At 73.3% G+C, this 19,474-nt stretch carries 12 protein-coding genes, 1 tRNA gene and 1 pseudogene; 10 read left to right on the top strand and 4 right to left on the bottom strand.

Annotation, left to right across the window (positions count from 1 at the left end):
- Positions 1-47 precede the first annotated feature (47 nt).
- From AB0G63_RS06835 to AB0G63_RS06800, 8 genes are all read left to right on the top strand, one after another.
- Positions 48-1,565: a class I SAM-dependent methyltransferase gene (locus tag AB0G63_RS06835; protein WP_360745383.1), complete on the top strand. Its 1,518-nt coding sequence runs from the start codon at positions 48-50 to the stop codon at positions 1,563-1,565.
- A 632-nt stretch (positions 1,566-2,197) separates the two neighbouring features.
- A complete protein-coding gene (locus tag AB0G63_RS06830; protein ID WP_360745380.1) occupies positions 2,198-2,395 on the top strand; it encodes a hypothetical protein in 198 nt (65 codons plus the stop codon).
- 245 nt (positions 2,396-2,640) lie between these two features.
- Positions 2,641-5,502 carry a type I DNA topoisomerase gene (gene topA, locus AB0G63_RS06825; protein ID WP_360745377.1) on the top strand — a complete coding sequence of 954 codons (2,862 nt, stop codon included), beginning with the start codon at positions 2,641-2,643 and terminating at the stop codon, positions 5,500-5,502.
- 126 nt (positions 5,503-5,628) lie between these two features.
- Positions 5,629-8,835: a dTMP kinase gene (gene tmk / locus AB0G63_RS06820; RefSeq protein ID WP_360745374.1), complete on the top strand. Its 3,207-nt coding sequence runs from the start codon at positions 5,629-5,631 to the stop codon at positions 8,833-8,835.
- 219 nt (positions 8,836-9,054) lie between these two features.
- The gene (locus tag AB0G63_RS06815; RefSeq protein WP_360745372.1) at positions 9,055-10,260 is read left to right on the top strand and encodes a DNA polymerase III subunit delta'; all 1,206 of its coding nucleotides are present in this window, start codon (positions 9,055-9,057) and stop codon (positions 10,258-10,260) included.
- A 127-nt stretch (positions 10,261-10,387) separates the two neighbouring features.
- Positions 10,388-11,980 (top strand): alpha/beta hydrolase, encoded by a 1,593-nt coding sequence (locus AB0G63_RS06810; RefSeq protein ID WP_360745369.1) that lies wholly within the window; start codon positions 10,388-10,390, stop codon positions 11,978-11,980.
- Positions 11,981-12,086: 106 nt separating this feature from the next.
- A tRNA-Thr gene (locus tag AB0G63_RS06805) sits at positions 12,087-12,163 on the top strand.
- A gap of 473 nt (positions 12,164-12,636) precedes the next feature.
- Entirely contained in the window at positions 12,637-13,230 is a 594-nt protein-coding gene (locus AB0G63_RS06800) for a hypothetical protein (RefSeq protein ID WP_360745366.1), read from the top strand.
- 318 nt (positions 13,231-13,548) lie between these two features.
- On the opposite strand, the gene AB0G63_RS06795 is transcribed toward AB0G63_RS06800, so the two are convergent.
- Positions 13,549-14,817, bottom strand: coding sequence for a Dyp-type peroxidase (locus tag AB0G63_RS06795; RefSeq protein ID WP_360745363.1), 1,269 nt, complete (start codon positions 14,815-14,817; stop codon positions 13,549-13,551).
- Between the two features lie 8 nt (positions 14,818-14,825).
- Entirely contained in the window at positions 14,826-15,413 is a 588-nt protein-coding gene (locus AB0G63_RS06790) for a copper chaperone PCu(A)C (RefSeq protein ID WP_360745360.1), read from the bottom strand.
- Positions 15,414-15,620: 207 nt separating this feature from the next.
- Here AB0G63_RS06790 and AB0G63_RS06785 point away from each other — a divergent pair, with 207 nt between their 5' ends.
- On the top strand, positions 15,621-16,214 hold the full coding sequence (locus AB0G63_RS06785) for a copper resistance CopC family protein (RefSeq protein WP_360745357.1): 594 nt from the start codon (positions 15,621-15,623) through the stop codon (positions 16,212-16,214).
- Positions 16,215-16,279: 65 nt separating this feature from the next.
- Positions 16,280-17,182: a glycosyltransferase gene (locus tag AB0G63_RS06780; protein ID WP_360745354.1), complete on the top strand. Its 903-nt coding sequence runs from the start codon at positions 16,280-16,282 to the stop codon at positions 17,180-17,182.
- Positions 17,183-17,198: 16 nt separating this feature from the next.
- Here AB0G63_RS06780 and AB0G63_RS06775 read toward each other — a convergent pair whose 3' ends face one another.
- Together AB0G63_RS06775 and AB0G63_RS06770 are read right to left on the bottom strand one after the other, a co-directional pair.
- A complete protein-coding gene (locus AB0G63_RS06775; protein WP_360745351.1) occupies positions 17,199-18,884 on the bottom strand; it encodes a bifunctional 3'-5' exonuclease/DNA polymerase in 1,686 nt (561 codons plus the stop codon).
- A gap of 149 nt (positions 18,885-19,033) precedes the next feature.
- A pseudogene (locus tag AB0G63_RS06770) lies at positions 19,034-19,412 on the bottom strand (Clp protease N-terminal domain-containing protein); the annotation flags it as partial.
- Positions 19,413-19,474: the final 62 nt, after the last annotated feature.

Here is a 19,474-nt window from a genome sequence, read left to right as displayed (position 1 = left end):
CAGGCAGGCGTAGGTGCGTTGTCCGTCCGAACGGACACAATGGGGGCGTGAGCAACTCCAGCCTGGCGCACCTGCCCTCCACCGACCGCCTCGACGTCGCAGCCCGGCTGCGGGACGCCCTGCTCGGGGCGTCCTTCACCGCCGACGGGCTCCTCGACCTGCTCGGCGCCCCCGCGTACGCGGCGCTGGCCCGCAGCGAGACCGTGCCCGCCCTCCGGGCCACCCGTGGCGACACGCCGCTTGAGGTGCTCGTACGGCTGTTCCTGCTGCAGCAGCCCGTGCCGCACGCGCGCGTGACGGCCGTGCTGCCCGCCGCCGAGTGCCTGGAGAGCGGGTGGCTGGTGGCGGCGGGCGCGGACGAGGTCGCGGCGACCGTGGACGTGCGGCCGTACGGCGGGCCCGGCGGCGAGGACTGGTTCATCGTCTCCGACCTCGGCTGCGCGGTCGGCGGCGCGGGCGGCATCGCCCACCGCGGCGAAGGGGTCGTCCTGGGCGTCGGCGGCGCCTCCACCACCCTCGCCGGCATCACCGTCCGTACGCCCGTCTCCTCCGCCCTCGACATCGGCACCGGCTCCGGCATCCAGGCGCTGCACGCCGCCCGGCACGCCACGCGCGTGACGGCGACCGACGTCAACCCGCGCGCCCTGCACATCGCCGCGCTCACGCTGGCGCTCTCCGGCGCCCCGGCCGCGGACCTGCGCGAGGGCTCGCTGTTCGAGCCCCTGCGGAACGACGAGAAGTACGACCTGATCGTGTCGAACCCGCCCTTCGTCATCTCGCCGGGGGCACGCCTGACGTACCGCGACGGCGGCATGGGCGGGGACGATCTGTGCCGCACCCTCGTCCAGCAGGCGGGTGACCGGCTCAACGAGGGCGGGTTCGCGCAGTTCCTGGCCAACTGGCAGCACGTCGAGGGGGAGGACTGGCAGGACAGGCTCCGCTCGTGGGTCCCGCGCGGCTGCGACGCCTGGATCGTGCAGCGCGAGGTGCAGGACGTGACGCAGTACGCCGAGCTGTGGCTGCGGGACGCGGGCGACCACCGCGCCGATCCGGAGGAGTACCAGGCGCGGTACGACGCGTGGCTGGACGAGTTCGAGGCGCGCAAGGTGAAGGCCGTGGGCTTCGGCTGGATCACCCTGCGCAGGACGGAGGCGGCGGTGCCCTCGGTCACCGTGGAGGAGTGGCCGCATTCGATCGAACAGCCGCTCGGCGACACGGTCCGGGCGCACTTCGACCGGCTCGACTACCTCCGGGAGCACGACGACGCGGCGCTGCTCGAAGGGCACTTCCGGCTCGTCACCGAGGTCGTCCAGGAGCAGGTCGGGCTGCCCGGTGCCGAGGATCCCGAGCACGTGGTGCTGCGGCAGAACCGCGGCATGCGCCGGGCCACCAAGGTCGACACGGTCGGCGCGGGCTTCGCGGGCGTCTGCGACGGATCGCTGAGCGCCGGCCGCATCCTGGACGCGATCGCCCAACTGCTCGGCGAGGACCCGGTGCTGCTGCGCGACCGCACGCCGGCCCAGATCCGGCTGCTGGTGGAGCAGGGATTCATCGAGCCGGTCTGACCCGGCCGACTCGAACGCATCTTCCGCCGGCCCGGAACGCGCCGCTGTCCGGGCCGGCGGAAATGCGTCGCGAGAAGGGCGACAACACGACCGGGCCGCGCGGTGACGAATTCGCGTCGCCCTGCGAGCGGGGTGAGCGGGGTGAGCGGTGTTACGGGTGTGTCGCGAACGGCCGGATGCGGATGCGGATGCCGGATCCGAACGGCGCCGGCGCCGGCTTTACAAGATCGCTTGCCTGATCCCCTGCCTGATCTCCGGCTGATCCCCTGCCTGATCTACGGCTCATCGCGTCTGACTGATCTCCGCCTGATCGCCGGACGGCAATAGGAAGACGGCCGGAAAGGCACCCGTACCTGCTTCCGCCGCTTCCGCCGCTTCCGCCGCTTCCGCCGCATCCGCCGCGTCAGTCGCGGCCGCCCCTTCCGCCAGGCCCACTGCTTGCGCCGCATCCGTCGCGGCCGCCGCTTCCGCCAGGGCCGCCGCGGCCCGCGAGGCGGCGCCCCGCGCGGCCGGGGAGGCCCCGCGAATCCGTCGGCCCCGCGTTCACCCGGGGTTCGCCCGCCCGCCGTCCGCGCGTGTCAGTCTCCCGGGGCTGGAGACCCGCGGACAGGAGAAAAGGGGCGCACAGAGCCATGGAGAGCGGACCGGCGATCTTCTCGGGAGTGGTGTTCGCCCTGTTCGGAGGCGCACTGCTGGTGTGGACGGTGGCCCGGGTGCGGCATCGTGAACCGGTCGCCCACGGTGTGGACCCCGTCGCATCGGCGGCCGTCGCCGGTGTCGCCGCGGTGCTCGCGCTCGCCCTCGGGACCTGGTGTTTCATGCGATCCTGAAAGAGGCCGCGGAGCTGCGGCTCCGATAATTGGGAGGTCCTCCTCCGGATAGGCTCGAAAAGGCGGGTCACCATGCCGGGCGGCAGGAATGACGGAAGTCGGGTTACCGTTCGAGTGGCCGTTGCGGGCTTTTCCCGTTTGACACGGGGGCGGGATGTACCGTCACACTCCGCAGCGTCACCAGTACCCGACCCCGGGACGTAGGCCTGGGGAGGCCCCAGCGTCGACCGGAGAGAAGAGCGAAGTTGTCCCCGACCAGCGAGACCGCACAGGGCGGCCGCCGACTCGTCATCGTCGAGTCGCCTGCCAAGGCGAAGACGATCAAGGGCTACCTGGGCCCCGGCTACGTAGTCGAAGCGAGCGTCGGGCACATCCGCGACCTCCCCAACGGCGCCGCGGAGGTGCCGGAGAAGTACACCGGCGAGGTCCGCCGCCTCGGTGTGGACGTCGAGCACGACTTCGAACCGGTCTATGTCGTCAACGCCGACAAGAAGGCCCAGGTCAAGAAGCTCAAGGACCTCCTGAAGGACTCCGACGAGCTCTTCCTGGCCACCGATGAGGACCGCGAGGGCGAGGCCATCGCATGGCACCTCCTGGAGGTGCTGAAGCCCAAGGTCCCGGTCAAGCGGATGGTGTTCCACGAGATCACCAAGGACGCGATCCGCGCGGCCGTCGCCAACCCGCGCGACCTCAACCAGCGCATGGTCGACGCCCAGGAGACCCGCCGCATCCTCGACCGCCTCTACGGCTACGAGGTCTCACCGGTGCTGTGGAAGAAGGTCATGCCGCGTCTGTCGGCCGGCCGCGTCCAGTCCGTCGCCACCCGGCTCGTCGTCGAGCGCGAGCGCGAGCGCATCGCCTTCCGTTCCGCCGAGTACTGGGACCTGACGGGCACCTTTGCCACCGGCCGCGCTGGAGACCCGTCGGACCCGTCGGCTCTGGTCGCCCGCCTGCAGACCGTCGACGGCAGGCGTGTCGCGCAGGGCCGCGACTTCGACTCCCTGGGGCAGCTCAAGAGCGCGAACACCCTGCACCTCGACGAGGCGAACGCCCGCGCGCTCGCCGCCGCCCTGGAGGACACCCGGTTCTCCGTCCGGTCCGTCGAGTCCAAGCCGTACCGCCGCTCGCCGTACGCCCCGTTCCGTACGACGACGCTGCAGCAGGAGGCCAGCCGCAAGCTCGGCTTCGGCGCCAAGGCGACGATGCAGATCGCGCAGAAGCTGTACGAGAACGGCTTCATCACGTACATGCGTACGGACTCCACGACGCTGAGCGACACGGCGATCGCCGCCGCCCGCGCCCAGGTCACGCAGCTGTACGGCGCCGACTACCTGCCCTCGGCCCCGCGCACGTACGCCGGGAAGGTCAAGAACGCGCAGGAGGCGCACGAGGCGATCCGGCCTTCGGGTGATCGTTTCCGCACGCCCGCCGAGACCGGCCTGACCGGCGACCAGTTCCGGCTCTACGAGCTGATCTGGAAGCGGACCGTCGCCTCCCAGATGAAGGACGCGACCGGCAACAGCGTGACCGTCAAGATCGGCGGCACCTCCGCCGACGGCCGGGACGTCGAGTTCAGCGCCTCCGGCAAGACGATCACCTTCCACGGCTTCCTCAAGGCCTACGTGGAGGGCGCCGACGACCCGAACGCCGAGCTGGACGACCGCGAGCGCCGGCTGCCGCAGGTCGCCGAGGGCGACGCGCTGACCGCCGAGGAGATCACGGTCGACGGGCACGCCACCAAGCCCCCGGCCCGCTACACCGAGGCCAGCCTGGTCAAGGAGCTCGAGGAGCGCGAGATCGGCCGCCCGTCGACGTACGCGTCGATCATCGGCACGATCCTCGACCGCGGCTACGTGTTCAAGAAGGGCACCGCCCTGGTGCCGTCCTTCCTGTCCTTCGCGGTGGTCAACCTCCTGGAGAAGCACTTCGGGCGGCTCGTCGACTACGACTTCACCGCCAAGATGGAGGACGACCTCGACCGCATCGCCCGCGGTGAGGCGCAGGCCGTGCCGTGGCTGAAGCGGTTCTACTTCGGCGAGGGCACCGGCAACGGCGGCGCGGCCGAGGCCGGCAACGGCGACGGGGACCACCTCGGCGGCCTCAAGGAGCTGGTCACCGACCTGGGCGCCATCGACGCGCGCGAGGTGTCGTCGTTCCCGGTGGGCAACGGCATCGTGCTGCGGGTCGGGCGCTACGGGCCGTACATCGAGCGCGGCGAGAAGGACGCCGAGAACCACCAGCGGGCGGACGTGCCCGAGGACCTGGCCCCCGACGAGCTGTCCGTCGAACTCGCCGAGGAACTGCTCGCCAAGCCGAGCGGCGACTTCGAGCTGGGCGTCGACCCGGCGACCGGCCACCAGATCGTCGCCAAGGACGGCCGCTACGGCCCGTACGTCACCGAAGTGCTTCCCGAGGGCACCCCGAAGACCGGCAAGAACGCAGTCAAGCCGCGTACGGCCTCGCTGCTGAAGTCGATGTCCCTGGACACCGTGACGCTCGAAGACGCCCTGCGGCTGATGTCCCTGCCGCGCGTCGTCGGCACGGACACCGACGGCCAGGAGATCACCGCGCAGAACGGCCGCTACGGCCCCTACCTGAAGAAGGGCACGGACTCGCGCTCGCTGCAGTCCGAGGACCAGATCTTCACGATCACGCTGGAGGAGGCGCAGGCGATCTACGCCCAGCCCAAGCAGCGTGGCCGGGCGGCCGCCAAGCCGCCGCTGAAGGAGCTGGGCGCCGACCCGGTGAGCGGAAAGCCGGTCGTGGTGAAGGACGGCCGCTTCGGCCCGTACGTCACCGACGGGGAGACCAACGCGACCCTGCGCTCCGGCGACAGCGTCGAGGCGATCACCCCGGAGCGCGGTTTCGAGCTGCTGGCCGAGAAGCGCGCCAAGGGACCCGCCAAGAAGACGGCGAAGAAGGCGGCGGCGAAGAAGGCCGCCCCCGCCAAGAAGACGACGGCCGCCAAGAAGACCGCGGCGAAGAAGACCACGACGGCCGCGAAGAAGACGACGACCGCCAAGACGGCCGTCAAGAAGACGGCGACGAAGACGGCGACGAAGACGGCCGCGAATAAGGCGACGGCGGCGAACTCCGCGGAGGACTAGGCTCCCGTCGCCTGTCGTTCACTTCGTCCTCGCGAAGCGCACACCCCGGCATCAGTTTGGTGTCGGGGCGTGCCGGCGTTCGGGCGGACGCCGCTGGCTGTCAGCCGGTCCCGATAGGCTGAACGCATGACGCGAGCCGAGCAGCCAACGGCCCACCCGCCGGCCCCCGACGATGCGCTGGTCGCGGACTCCCGCGAGCGCGCCGTCCGCTCCCTGCTGCGCCGACCGCAGCTGCGGCGGTTGTGGAGCGCGCAGCTCGTGGGCGGCGTCGGCGACACCCTCGCCCTCCTGGTGCTCGTGCTGCTCGCCCTTCAGGCGGCCATCGGCACGGGCTCCTTCGGCGGCGGTTACCGGGGCGTGGCGTTCGCGGTGGCGAGCGTGTTCGCGGTGCGCATCCTGTCGACACTGCTGTTCGGAGCCGTCCTCCTCGGACCGCTCACCTCGCTCACCTCCCAGGACGGCCCGCTCGACCGGCGCTGGACCATGGTCGGCGCCGACGGCCTGCGGGTCGCGCTGCTCATCGTGGCGCCCCTGTGGATCGACTGGACGCCTGACAACGCGCTCGCCGTCCTCCTGGTCACCGTGTTCGTCGCCGGGGTCGCCGAGCGTTTCTGGACGGTGTGCCGCGAGAGCGCGTCTCCCGCGCTGCTGCCCGGCCCGCCCCCGGAGGGCGCGACGATACGGCCGCTGCCGGATCACATGGACGCCCTGCGTCGGCTGTCGCTGCGCACGAGCTTCGTCGCGATCCCGCTCGCGGCCGCCGTGCTCGTCGCCGCGGGGCTGCTCAACAACCTGCTGGGCTCCGGCATCGACTGGTTCGACCAGCACCAGGCCGCCCTCGCGTCGTACGTGGCGGCCGGGCTGTTCGCCGCCTCCCTGTCCGTGCTGACCTTCCTGGTCCTCCCCGACACCCGCACCCCACGCGCGCGTTCCCCGCTCGAGGGACTGCGCCGGCCCAGGACGGGCACGGCCGTCGACCGGGGCCGTACGGGCGTCCTGCCGCTGCTGGTGCTCGCCTCCGCCGCCGTCGCGGGCGCGATCTCCGCGGCCGTCGCCGTGTCCGTGCTGCACGCCAAGGACCTGGGCGGCGGCCCCGTGACGTACGGGCTGCTGGTGGGCGCGCTGACCGGCGGCGTCGTGGTCGGCATACGCACCGCCCCCGCCGTGCTGCCCACCCTGTCGAGACGCCGTCTGCTGGCCCTCGTGATCGCCTTCACCGGCGTCGCGCTGCTGGCCGCCGGTCTCGTCCCGGACGTGACCACCGTGCTGCTGATCGCCGCGCTGGCCGGCGTCGGCGCGGGCATGGCCGCCAACATCGGGCACACGCTGCTCGACCAGGAGACCGAGGAGCAGCGGCGCGCCCGCGTCACCGAGCACCTGCACGCGTTCGTACGGGTCTTCGTGGCGCTCGGCGCGGTCGTCGCGCCCGTGGTGGCGGCGGGGATCGGCCCGCACCGTCTGGAGAACGGCAAGTTCGTGTTCGCCCACGGCGGCGCGGCCTTCACCCTGATGCTGGTCGGCGCGCTGCTGCTGCCGGTGGCCGCGCTGGTGCTCGCCAAGGTCGACGACCGCTCCGGCGTGCCCCTGCGGCAGGACCTGCGCGACGCGCTGCTCGGCGGCGACGACCCCGAGACGGTGCCCGCGGCCGGCGGTTTCTTCATCGCCCTGGAGGGCGGCGACGGCGCCGGCAAGTCCACGCAGGCCGAGGCGCTCGCCGAGTGGATCCGGGCCAAGGGACACGAGGTCGTCCTCACCCGCGAGCCGGGCGCCACGCCCGTGGGCAAGCGGCTGCGGTCGATCCTGCTGGACGTGTCCAGCGCGGGCCTCTCGCACCGTGCGGAGGCGCTGCTGTACGCGGCGGACCGCGCCGAGCACGTCGACACGGTGGTCCGGCCCGCGCTGGAGCGCGGCGCGGTGGTCATCTCCGACCGCTACATCGACTCCTCGGTCGCCTACCAGGGCGCGGGCCGTGACCTGTCCCCGACGGAGATCGCCCGCATCAACCGCTGGGCCACGAACGGCCTCGTGCCCCACCTGACCGTGCTGCTGGACGTCGCGCCGGAGATCGCGCGCGAGCGGTTCACCGAGGCGCCGGACCGGCTGGAGTCGGAACCGGCCGAGTTCCACGCGCGCGTGCGCGCCGGCTTCCTGACGCTCGCCGCGGCCGACCCCGGGCGCTACCTCGTCGTGGACGCCGGCCAGGACCCCGAAGCCGTCACGACCGTCGTACGGCACCGGCTCGACCAGATGCTGCCGCTGTCCGAGGCGGAGATCCAGGCCCGCGAGGAGGCCCGCCGCAAGGCCGAGGAGGAGGCCCGCCGCAGGGCAGAGGAGGAGGCCGCCCGCAAGGCCGAGGAGGAGCGGCTGGAGCGCGAGCGCCAGGAGCAGCTCGAACGGCTGCGCGCCGAGGAGGAGGAGCGCAAGCGGCGCGAGCTGGAGGAGGCGCAGCGGCGCGAGGCCGAGCGGCAGGCGGAGGAGGCCCGGCAGCGGGCCGAGGAGGCGCGCCGGAAGGCCGAGGAGGAGCGGCAGCGGCTCCTCGCCGAGGAGAAGGCCCGGGCCGAGGCGGAGGCCCGCCGCAAGGCCGAGGAGGAGCGGCGGCGCAGGCAGGCCGAGGAAGAGGCCCGGCTGCGCGCCGAGGCCGAGGCGCGGCGACTGGAGAAGCAGCGGAAGGCGGAGGAGGCCCTGCTGCGGGCCGAGGAGGCGCGCCGGCTCGCCGAGCAGGCCGCGGCCGCCGCGGAGGCGGGCCCCCGGCATTCGGCGCCGCCCGCCGCTGCGCCGGACGCCTCGACCGTCCCGACCCCGATCGTGACGCCGACGAACGCTTCGGGCGGCCCGCTGGAGGAGACGGCGGTGCTGCGGCCGGTGCCGGAGGAGGACCGCGAGGGCACGGCCGCCGGGGCTTCCCGCGGGCGGTCCGCCGGCGGGTCCGACGTCGAGTCCGACGCCGAGGTGACGACGAAGCTGCCGCAGCCGCCGGTGCCGCCGGGCGCGGCGGACGAGACGGCGGTGCTGCCGCCGGTGCCGCCGGGTGCCGCGGACGAGACGACGGTGCTGCCGCCGGTGCGTGACGGGGGCCCGGCGGACCGCGTTCCGCCGGGGTTCTTCCGGGACGAGCCGTCCGCCGGGGTGCGCCCGGACGGGACGGCGGACCGCACGCGGGAGCTGCCTCAGGTCGACGAGCGGGGGACTCCGCGGCGGCGGGCGCGGCCGGACTGGGCCGAGGAGACACCGCTGGACGACCTGCCGACGCTGGCGGACGAACTGCTCGGACCGCGCGACGACGACTACGACGACGACCCCGGCCGCGGCCCGCGCCGGGGCCGGGGACGCTGACCCGGCGGCCTTCGCCGACGACGCCGACCGACGGCGGCCCCCGGGCCAGCCGCCGTCCGCGGTTGCCGTCCGCAGCCGCCGTCCGTTCCGGAGCCGCTGTCCCGTTCCGGAGCCGCCGTCCTTTCCGTGGTGGCTGCGGTCCGTCCGGACCGCGTTGTCAGTGGCGCCCCGCACAATGGAAGCCGCACCGCGAACCATGACGAAAGGGCGGGGTGAGCGATGACCGTCTGGGACGACCTCGTGGGCCAGGAGAAGGTGGCCGAGCAGCTCGACGCGGCTGCCCGGGACGCCGACGCGCTGGTCACCGCGGTCGCCGCGGACACTCCGGTGCCGGAGGCGTCGAAGATGACGCACGCCTGGCTGTTCACGGGACCGCCCGGCGCCGGGCGGAACCAGGCGGCACGGGCGTTCGCCGCCGCCCTGCAGTGCGTGTCCCCGGACCGGGCGCTCGGCGGCTCCCCCGGCTGCGGCTTCTGCGAGGGCTGTCACACCGCCCTCGTCGGCACGCACGCCGACGTCACCACGGTCGCCGCGGTCGGCACGCAGATCCTCGCCGACGACATGCGGGACACCGTCCGCAAGTCGTTCACCTCCCCGGCGAACGGCCGCTGGCAGGTGATCCTCGTCGAGGACGCCGAGCGGCTGAACGAGAAGTCGGCCAACGCCGTCCTGAAGGCGGTGGAGGAGCCCGCCCCCCGCACGGTCTGGCTGCTGTGCGCCCCCTCCATCGAGGACGTCCTGCCCACCATCCGCTCCCGCTGCCGTCACCTGAACCTGCGCACGCCCTCGGTGGACGCCGTCGCCGACATGCTCGTACGGCGTGAGGGCATCGAGCCCCACGTCGCCGCCGCCGCGGCCCGCGCCACACAGGGCCACGTCGACCGGGCCCGCCGCCTCGCCGCCGACCCGGCCGCCCGCGAGCGCCGCGCCGCCGTGCTGAAGCTCCCGCTGCGCCTCGACGAGGTCGGCGCCTGCCTGAAGGCCGCCCAGGAACTCGTCGACGCGGCCGCGGAGGACGCCCGCCAGCTCGCCGAGGAGATGGACGGCAAGGAGACCGAGGAACTGAAGGCGGCGCTGGGCGCGGCCCAGGGCGGCCGGATGCCGCGCGGCACGGCGGGCGTGATGAAGGAACTGGAGGACAAGCAGAAGCGGCGCCGGACGCGGACGCAGCGTGACAGCCTCGACGTCGCCCTGACCGACCTCACCGCCTTCTACCGCGACGTGCTCGCCCTCCAGCTCGGCTCCAGGGTGGCGATCGCCAACGCGGACGCGGAGGACGCCCTCGAGCGCCTCGCCCGTTCCACCTCCCCCGAGTCGACCCTGCGCCGCATCGAGGCGATCGCCGCCTGCCGCGAGGCCCTCGACCGCAATGTGGCGCCGCTGCTCGCGGTGGAGGCGATGACGATGGCCCTCAGAGCGGGCTGACCACCGCGCCCCACGGCCCGGACCCGGAGCCGGGACCAGGATCAACAGGAGGTTGACCATGTAACTCGTACGAGCCATTGCGCGTACGGAGAGGATTCATCCAGTAGCCCAGGGTTACGCTCGCCTGATGCACCTCTGGCGAACCCCCCGCCCGGCCACCTCGTCCGCAAGGCCCCCGGCCCGCATCGGCGGCGCCCTCCTCGCAGCGGTCCTGCTGCTCGTCCCCGCCTGCTCCACCGAAGGCCCGGCGACCTCGGTCGGCAGCCCGGCGGAGGCCGTGCTGGCGGCACTGCCCCGGTCCACTCCGCGCGCCCTCGCCCCGTACTACGGGCAGAAGCTGGCCTGGCACGGCTGCGGCGTCCCCGGTTTCCAGTGCGCCACGATGAAGGCGCCGCTGGACTACGCCAAGCCCGCCGAGGGGGACGTCAGGCTCGCGGTCGCCCGCAAGCGGGCCACCGGCAAGGGCAAGCCGCTCGGGTCGCTGCTGGTCAACCCCGGCGGGCCGGGCGGCTCGGCGATCGGCTACCTGCAGCAGTACGCCGCCGTCGGCTACCCCGCCGAGGTCCGCGCCCGCTACGACATGGTCGCGGTGGACCCGCGGGGCGTCGCCCGCAGCGAGCCCGTGACCTGCCTAGACGGGCGGAAGATGGACGCGTACGCGCAGACCGACACCACACCCGACGACCGCGCGGAGACCGGCGCGCTCGTCGACGCGTACCGGAAGTTCGCGGAAGGCTGCGGCGCCCACTCGCCGCGGCTGCTGCGGCACGTCTCCACCGTCGAGGCGGCACGCGACATGGACCTGCTCCGGGCGGCGCTGGGCGACCCGAAACTGACGTACGTGGGCGCGTCGTACGGGACGCTGCTGGGGGCGACCTACGCCGGGCTGTTCCCGCGGCGGGCGGGCCGGCTGGTGCTGGACGGCGCCATGGACCCGGCGCTGCCCGCGCGGCGCCTGAACCTCGACCAGACGGCGGGCTTCGAGACGGCGTTCACATCCTTCGCGAAGGACTGCGTACGGCACCGGGACTGCCCGCTCGGCAAGCGGGCCTCCGAGGTCGGCCCGCACCTCAAGGCCTTCTTCCGGAAGCTGGACACACACCCGATCCCCACCGGCGACATCGACGGCCGCAGGCTCGGCGAAGCCCTTGCCACCACCGGCGTGATCGCGGCGATGTACGACCAGGGCGCCTGGGAGCAACTGCGCGGGGCGCTGGCGTCGGCGATGAAATCAAACGACGGCGCCGGCCTGCTCGCCCTGTCCGACAGCTACTACGAACGCGAGGCCGGCGGCCGCTACTCGAACCTGATGTCCGCCAACGCCGCCGTGAACTGCCTGGACCTCCCGGCCGCCTTCGCCACCCCCGACCAGGTGCGCAAGGACCTCCCCGCCTTCGAGGAGGCGTCCCCGGTCTTCGGCGAGGGCCTCGCCTGGGCGTCCCTGGGCTGCGCGTACTGGCCGGTCAGGCCCACCGGTGAGCCCCACCGCATCGAGGCGCGGGGCGCGGCGCCGATCGTCGTGGTCGGCACCACCCGCGACCCGGCGACCCCCTACCGCTGGGCCCGCTCCCTCTCCCGCCAGCTCTCCTCGGCCCGCCTGCTCACCTACGAGAGCGACGGCCACACCGCCTACGGCCGAGGCAGTGCCTGCATCGACTCCGCGATCGACGCCTACCTCCTCCACGGGACGCCTCCGCCACCGGGAAAGCGCTGCTCGTAGCCCTGACCGCCGACCCGGCCCGGGGTGCTCCGGGGGCTGGTACGGAGCACCCCGGAAACTGTGTAGACTTACCGACGTTGCTGATCGCACCATAGTGCGACAGCGCGCCGCCTTAGCTCAGATGGCCAGAGCAACGCACTCGTAATGCGTAGGTCTCGGGTTCGAATCCCGAAGGCGGCTCCACTGAAGGCCCAGCTCAGACATTGTCTGAACTGGGTTTTCTCGTTCAGTGGATGCGGCGGCGACGTGGCGCGCGGGCCGCACGAGTGTCAGTGGTCTCAGTTCTGGTCTCAGTGGGGCCTTGAATCGGAGTCGCGGGCGGAGGCACGAAGAACCCGCCCATGCGCCGCATGGGGTCCTTCCCGAGCGTGGCCGACGTCGAGCAGGGCCCGGTGCATCCGGTCCAGGTGCTCAGCCGCAGCTTGTCGATGCGGTGTCGGCCGACGCCGGGGATGATGTCGTTGTTTGCGGGTCTTCGACCAGTCGTCGAGGCCACCGCGACCGTTCGCCCGGCCGGGCTCCACATCAGGGGCGTCTTCCGGCGGCCGCCCGATGGAGCCGGAACACAATCGCCTGGCGCCGACCGCCCCGCCGTGACGCAAATTGAGCATCTATTACTCCCGAAGAGTATTGATTGACATGTCTACTGTCAGAAGATGATCAATGAAGTGACATTCGCCCGTGGCCGCTTCGTCAGGATTCTTGCGGTTACGCTGGGTTTGTCCGCCCTGTCGTCGTGTGGGTTCACGCTCTCTTCCGATGACGGGGATGCGTCGCGAGGGGAGACGTCGAAGAAGCACCGGACGATCGTGGGTGCCGAGAATGCCGGTGGTCTGAAGCGGGACCGCGACCACGAGATGCTGAAGAAGGTCTCCGTGGATCCCGGCAAGGTCACCAAGGACTCCACCGTGGTGGTAACCGCGTACACCGGGGAGCAGGCAGCCGATCCGATCCTCTTCGTAGGCGAGGCCGACATCCCGGAAAGCACCGCTGAGCGGCGGGAGTACCTGTACGGGCAACTGATCCCGCTTCTGTCCCACGAGTCTGCCGGCAAACGGCCCAAGGCGCATGCGGTCGAAGCAGGCACACTGGGCGGCTCGGTGGAGTGCATGATGGTGGACCCGAAGCGCGAGAACAGCATCTGCGGTTGGGCAGATCCCCATACAACCGGCGTCGCCGTCATACCCGACATGAAGCTCGACGAGGCCGGCCGGCTCTTTGCTTCCATGCGCGCGGACATCGAGAAGTGACAGTCGCGACCCTTGCCTGATCAGCCTGCCGGTCTCCGCTGCCGAGCTCATACGGCTGGGTGGTCCGGCCGCACCAACCACCACGAGCTCCCTTGATCAGTGATCGACGCTGATCAAGGGACGGGGCCGGACACCGGTGGCATCCGGGTCCTGGCCCCCGCGCATCGAGGATCCGCACCAGGGAGTCCGCGATCTGGGTGGTGAGGCCGCACGCAGCCTCGAATCCTTCGCCGAGGTGAGCCGGGTACTGCGGCTCACCTCGGCGTGGGCCGGGGCGGCGAGGGTGCCGCCCCGGGGGCCGGGGGACCGGGCGGCGCGCTACTCCAGCAGGGACTGGCCGATCCAGCCGTCCGGAGGGCAGCCGGGTGGGATGGCGAAGACGGCCGAGCCGATCGGGGTGGTCCACTGGTTGAGCAGGTCCGCGGCGGCGAGTCTGCGCTGGATGGGCAGGAACTGTTCGCCGATGTCCCGCTGGAACGAGGCGAACAGCAGGCCGGTGTCGGGGCGTCCGTCCGCGGCCGGGGCGTCGTCGTAGTTGTAGGGGCGGCGGAAGATGCGGGCTCGGTCGTCGGTGACGTGGGCGCGACGGATGTGGGCCTGGTCGGCGATGACGGGGAAACCGAGCTCGTTCTTCGCGTCGAAGTCCGGCAGGTCCTTCTCGGCCTTGCCGGTGAGCGGGGCGCCGGTGGCCAGGCGCCGGCCGACGGTGAACTCCCTGGCCTTCGTGTCGGCGGCGTCCCAGGTCTCCAGCTCGATGCGGACACGGCGCAGGACGAGGGTCGTGCCGCCGTCCTTGAGCCACGCGGGGCCCGAGTCGGTCCACACGGCCCCGGCGAAGACGTCGCCGCCGGGGGCCGGGTTGGCGGTGCCGTCCAGCTGGCCCATGAGGTTGCGCTGGGTCACGCCGTCGTCCTCGACTCCGCGCCCGCGGCGGAACCCGCGCTGTGCCCAGCGCAGCCGGGCGAAGCTGCGGGCGTCCTTGATGAGCATCCGCTGGGCGTGCGCGACGGTGAGCGGGTCGTCGGCGCAGATCTGGACCAGCAGGTCGCCGCCGCAGAAGCGGTCCTGGAGCCGGTCGATGGAGAAGCGGGGCAGCGGCGCGAGCGACGCGGGCCGCTGGTGCTCCAGTCCGGCTGCCGTGAACAGGCCCGGACCGAAGCCGAACGTGACCGTCAACCGGGCCGGCAGCGCCGCCAGTTCGCCTTCGGTGTCGGCGAGCGCGGGCTCACCCCGGGTCAGCCGTGCGGCGTCGTCGGTGAGCAGCCGCATCATCCGGCCCAGTGCCGCGCGGTCCACGCCCTTGGCCAGGTCGAAGCCGAGGAACACGGCGTGCGCCTGGGCCGGGGTGGCGATCCCCGCCTGGTGACGACCGTGGAACGCGATCCGCTGCGTGCCGTAGGCCGGGGCCTGCTGCCGCGACGCGGCGGGGGCGGAGCCGGCGGAGCCGTCGCCGTCGGTTGCCGCGACGCCGATCCCGGCTCCGGCCAGGGCCCCGCCGACGGTGAGCGCGCCGCCCGCCAGCAGCCGGCGGCGGCTGACCGCGCCCGCGCCGGCACCGTCGGCCGGGGAGACGGTGGTGTCGTCCATGGCGGGGGTCAGCCCTTCTTCATGCCGGGGCTGTAGTTCTCCTTGCCGCCCGCGAACGCCTTGGCGACCGCGGTGAAGCGCAGGCTCCGGCCGTCCTCGAACGTGAGGGTGACGGTGACCTCGTCGCCCGGCTTCACCTCCTTGGCCAGGCCCATCAGCATCAGGTGGTCGGCGCCGGGCTGCAGTTGGTGGGTGCCGTGGGCCGGGACGGTGAAGCCGCCCTCCTTCGGGCGCATCACCATCTTGCCGTCCACGTCGGCGACTTCGTGCAGTTCCGTCTTCTTCGCCGCGGTCGAGGTCGCGGACACGACCGTGACCTTGCTGCCGGTGGTGTTGAGGAGGGTGCCGAAGACGGCCGTCATGGCGGAGCCGGAGGCCTTCACCCACGGGTCCTTCACCGTCAGCGCGGCCGCCGGGGTCGCCGCGGCCTTGGTGGAGGCCTTGGCGGAGGCGCTCGCGTCGGAGGACGACGACCCGCTCGTGCCGCAGCCGGCGAGGGCGGTGAGGCATACGGCCGTGGCCGCCGTGGCCGCTGCGAGGGCACGCAGGCGGGCGGCGCGGGCCACCGGCGTGGTCTTGGGGGTGATGGTGTGCATGGTGTCTGTGCCTCCGGCTCGGTTGCGGCGTCACTCCCGCAGTCACACAGGGAGTCGGGCCGCGTCGGCGGCGAGTTCCCGGGCGGTGTGTGACGTGTTCCGCACACGGCGCGGGGCGGAAAGCGGTGCCGGCCGGGAACTCGTCGGGGGCCGGATCCGACGTACTGGGATGTGAAGCGCCGAAGCCTCCTCGTAGAACCCAGAGCTGTGCCGCTCGTCGTCACGGTCCTGCTGCTGGCCGTGGTGTCGGTCCTGTGGCCGGCCGCGCCGGCGTGGGCGCACGCGCGGCTGCTCGACTCCAGCCCGGCGGCCGGGTCCGTGACGGCGAAGGCGCCCACGGTGATCACGCTGAGTTTCGACGGTCCGGTGAAGCAGCCGTACACCGCGGTCGTGGTCACCGGTCCGGACGGGGCGTCGTACGGCGACGGCGTGCCGAGCGTGCTGGACGGCGACGTACGGCAGAAGGTGGGGCCCCTGCCGACGGGCCGGATCCAGGTGACCTGGCGGACCGTCGCGGCGGACGGAGCCCCGCTCCAGGGCCGCTTCGCCTTCACCAGCACGGACGCGTCGGCCGCTGCGGCCGCCCGGCCCGGGCCCACGCCGGCCGCTTCCACATCCACCCCCACGGCGTCGTCCTCGTCGGCGCGACCGGTGGCCTCCGCGGGTTCCGGAGCCGCCGCCGACTGGCCGTGGTGGGTGGCGGGCGGTGTGCTGGTCGCGTCGGCGGCGGCGTTCATGGCCGTCGGCGCCCGGCGCTCCGCGCCGCGGCCCACGACACGGCCGACCGACCGGCGTCCTTGAGAAGTCCTTACCGTGAACGGTTAGCATCGCGCCCGGTGTCGTCGGCGGCCGGGACGGAGTGGGACATGGCGGACACGGGGGCGTCGGGGATCGCGGTCGCCGTCGTGACCATGGGCAACCGGCCCGCCGAGGTCGAGGCGCTGCTGGAGTCCGTGGCCAAGCAGGACCTGGCGCCTACGCGGATCGTGGTCGTCGGCAACGGCTGCCCGTTGCCCGACTACGACGCGCGCCTGGCGTTGCCCGGCGAGGTCACCCTGCTCGAACTGGACGAGAACCTCGGCTGCCCCGGCGGGCGGAACGCGGCCCTGCGCGCGCTGCGCGAGTTCGGCGACGTCGACGTCGTCGTCGAGTTGGACGACGACGGTCTGCTGGTGGACGCCGGTGTGCTGCGGCGCGTGCGGGAGTTGTTCGACGCCGACCCGCGGCTCGGGATCGTCGGCTTCCGCATCGCGGACGAGAACGGGGAGACGCAGCAGCGGCACGTGCCGCGGGTGGGCTCCTCCGACCCGATGCGCGGCGGGTACGTCACCCACTTCCTCGGCGGCGGGCACGCGCTGCGTACGACGATGCTGGACGAAGTGGGGGACTGGCCCGCCGAGTTCTTCTTCGCGCACGAGGAGACCGACCTCGCCTGGCGGGCCGCCGACGCGGGGTGGCGGATCCTGTACGCGCCCGAACTGCTGCTGCGGCACCCGAAGACCTCGCCGGCCCGGCACGCCATCTACTACCGCGTCAACGCGCGGAACCGGGTGTGGCTCGTGCGGCGCCGGCTGCCGCTCGTCCTCGTCCCCGTCCACCTGGGGATCTGGGTGCTGCTGACCCTGGCACGGACCCGGTCGTGGGCCGGGCTGCGCGCCTGGTTCGGCGGGTTCGTGGAAGGGCTGCGGGAACCGGCCGGTGAGCGGCGGCCCATGCGGTGGCGGACGGTGTGGCGGCTCACCCGGCTGGGTCGGCCGCCGGTCATCTGACCGGGGTGACTGACAGTCACTTGGCGTCGCCGTAGCACTCCACCACCGCCGTCGTGAAAGGGAACCGGACCGGCGTCTCGCCGAACGTGAGCCGTCCGGCCAGGTCCGCCGCCTCCCGGATCGCCGTCACGACCGCCTCGGCCTCCTCCTCGGGGCAGTGCACGATCACCTCGTCGTGCTGGAAGAAGACCAGCTCGGCCGCCATGTCCGCGCAGGCCTGCCGCAGCGCGGCGAGCAGCAGCAGCGCCCAGTCGGCGGCGCTGCCCTGGACGACGAAGTTGCGGGCGAAGCGGCCCCGGGCGCGGGCGTCGCCTGAGGAGTGACCCGGAGCCCACTGCCGTCCCTCGGGTTCGTCCTCACCGACGGGGATGCCCGCCTCCTCCGCCGCGTCCCCGCCCGCCCCGGCCGCGGGCGGGCAGGTCCGCCCCAGCCAGGTCCGCACGAGCCGGCCCTCCTCGCCCGCGCGGGCCGCGTCGTCGACGTACGCCACCGCCCGGGGGAAGCGGCGTCTGAGCGCGGCGAGGTTCTTCAGGCCGTCGCCGGAGGTCTGGCCGTAGACCGCGCCGAGGACGGCGAGTTTGGCCTGCGCGCGGTCGCCGGAGAACGCCCGGTCGGAGACGGACTGGTACAGGTCCCCGTCGCGTCCGGCGACCTCCATCAGCGCCGGGTCGCGTGAGATGGCGGCGAGCACCCGCGGCTCCATCTGGTCGGCGTCGGCGACGACCAGTCGCCAGCCGGGGTCGGCGACCACGGCACGCCGGATGACCCTGGGGATCTGCAGCCCGCCTCCGCCGTGGGTGACCCAGCGTCCGGTGACCGTGCCGCCCGCGAGGAACTCGGGACGGAACCGCCCGTCGCGCACCCAGTCCTGCAGCCAGGACCAGCCGTGGGCGACCCAGATCCGGTACAGCTTCTTGTATTCCAGCAGCGGTTTCACGGCCGGATGGTCGACGGACTCGAGCTCGTGGCGGCGGGTGGATCTGACCTTGACGCCGGCCCGGGCGAAGGCCTTGACGACGTCCGCGGGCAGGTCGGGGCGGACGCGGCGGCCGAACGCGGCGGACACCTGGTCGGCCAGCTCGGCCAGCCGCCGGGGCTCGCCGCCGCCCGCGTACCGCTCGCCGAGCAGTTCGTGCAGCATCCGGCGGTGCACCTCGGCGCTCCACGGCAGTCCGGCCCGGTTCATCTCGGCGGCGACCAGCATGCCCGCCGACTCGGCCGCGGTCAGCAGCCGCATCCGGTCGGGGTGCGCCGCCGCCTCGTGCCGGCGCTGCTGCCCGGCGTACACCTCGGCGAGGTCGGCCAGCGGGAGGCGGACGGACTGCGGCTCGAAGAGGGGGGACTGGGCGCCCGGCTCGGCGGAGCGCTGCGGCGGATCGGGGGGTACGGGGCCGCCGCGCAGCCGGGCCAGGGCGGCGGCCGCCGAGCGGGGTTCGCCGTATCTCCCCTCGTGGCCGAGGAGGAGGGTCTCGGCGTCCTCGACGTCGTAGCACCGCTTCACGCGCACGCCGGCGGCGAGCAGGCGCGGGTAGACCTCGGCGGTGGACCGCCACACCCACCGCGTGACCTCGGGCCGCTCCCGCACGGCCCGCGCGAGGTCCGCCTCCCTGCGCACCGGCCCGGCGGGCAGCCCGCCGGGACCGAGGGGGGCGACCTCCGCGCCGCCGTCCTCGGTCGGAGCGAGCGCCCACCGGTCGGTCATGCCTGCGAGTGTCGCAGGCGGGTCTGACAACGCGGATCCGACGAGCCGGGGCGAGCACAGGGCGGGGCCGGCGAGGCGGGCGGACGACGCGGGCTCTCGCCGGCGTGCCGGCCCGTTGTTTCGGGCGGTCCCGGGCGGTCCCGTTCGGCTCAGCTCGTCTCCTTCGGGGCCTGCGCGTACTGCGCGAGCGCCTTCGCGACCTCGGCCTCCACCGCCGGCTTCCCGATGCCGAGGTCCGCCGGCACGCCCGTGCCGTTCTCGAACTCCGGCAACGCCAGCAGGATGTGCTCGGTGCCGACGTAGTTGTGGCCGAGGCGAAGGGCCTCGCGGAAGGTGAGCCCCAGCACCTTCTTGGCGGCGGAGCCGTAGGGGATGAGATCCGGGACCCCTTCGGCGGCGGACGGGAGGGCGGGCGGTCGTCGCCTGCCGCACGGCGTCGAGCGGCACGCCCGGTGCCGTGATCGCCTTGGCCGCGAGTCCCTCCGGCTCGGCCAGCAGGCCGAGGAGCAGGTGCCCGGGGCGGCCATCACCGCGTTGCGGGCGCGCGTGCGCGCGTGCGCCGGAGAACCGCGGGGGCAGTGGGCTTGTCA

Origin of the sequence: Streptomyces sp. NPDC020996 (genome assembly GCF_040641355.1) — a bacterium.
Taxonomy (GTDB): domain Bacteria; phylum Actinomycetota; class Actinomycetes; order Streptomycetales; family Streptomycetaceae; genus Streptomyces.
The sequence above is the reverse complement of the archived record's forward strand: the minus strand, read 5'-3'. Positions and strand labels throughout refer to the sequence as shown.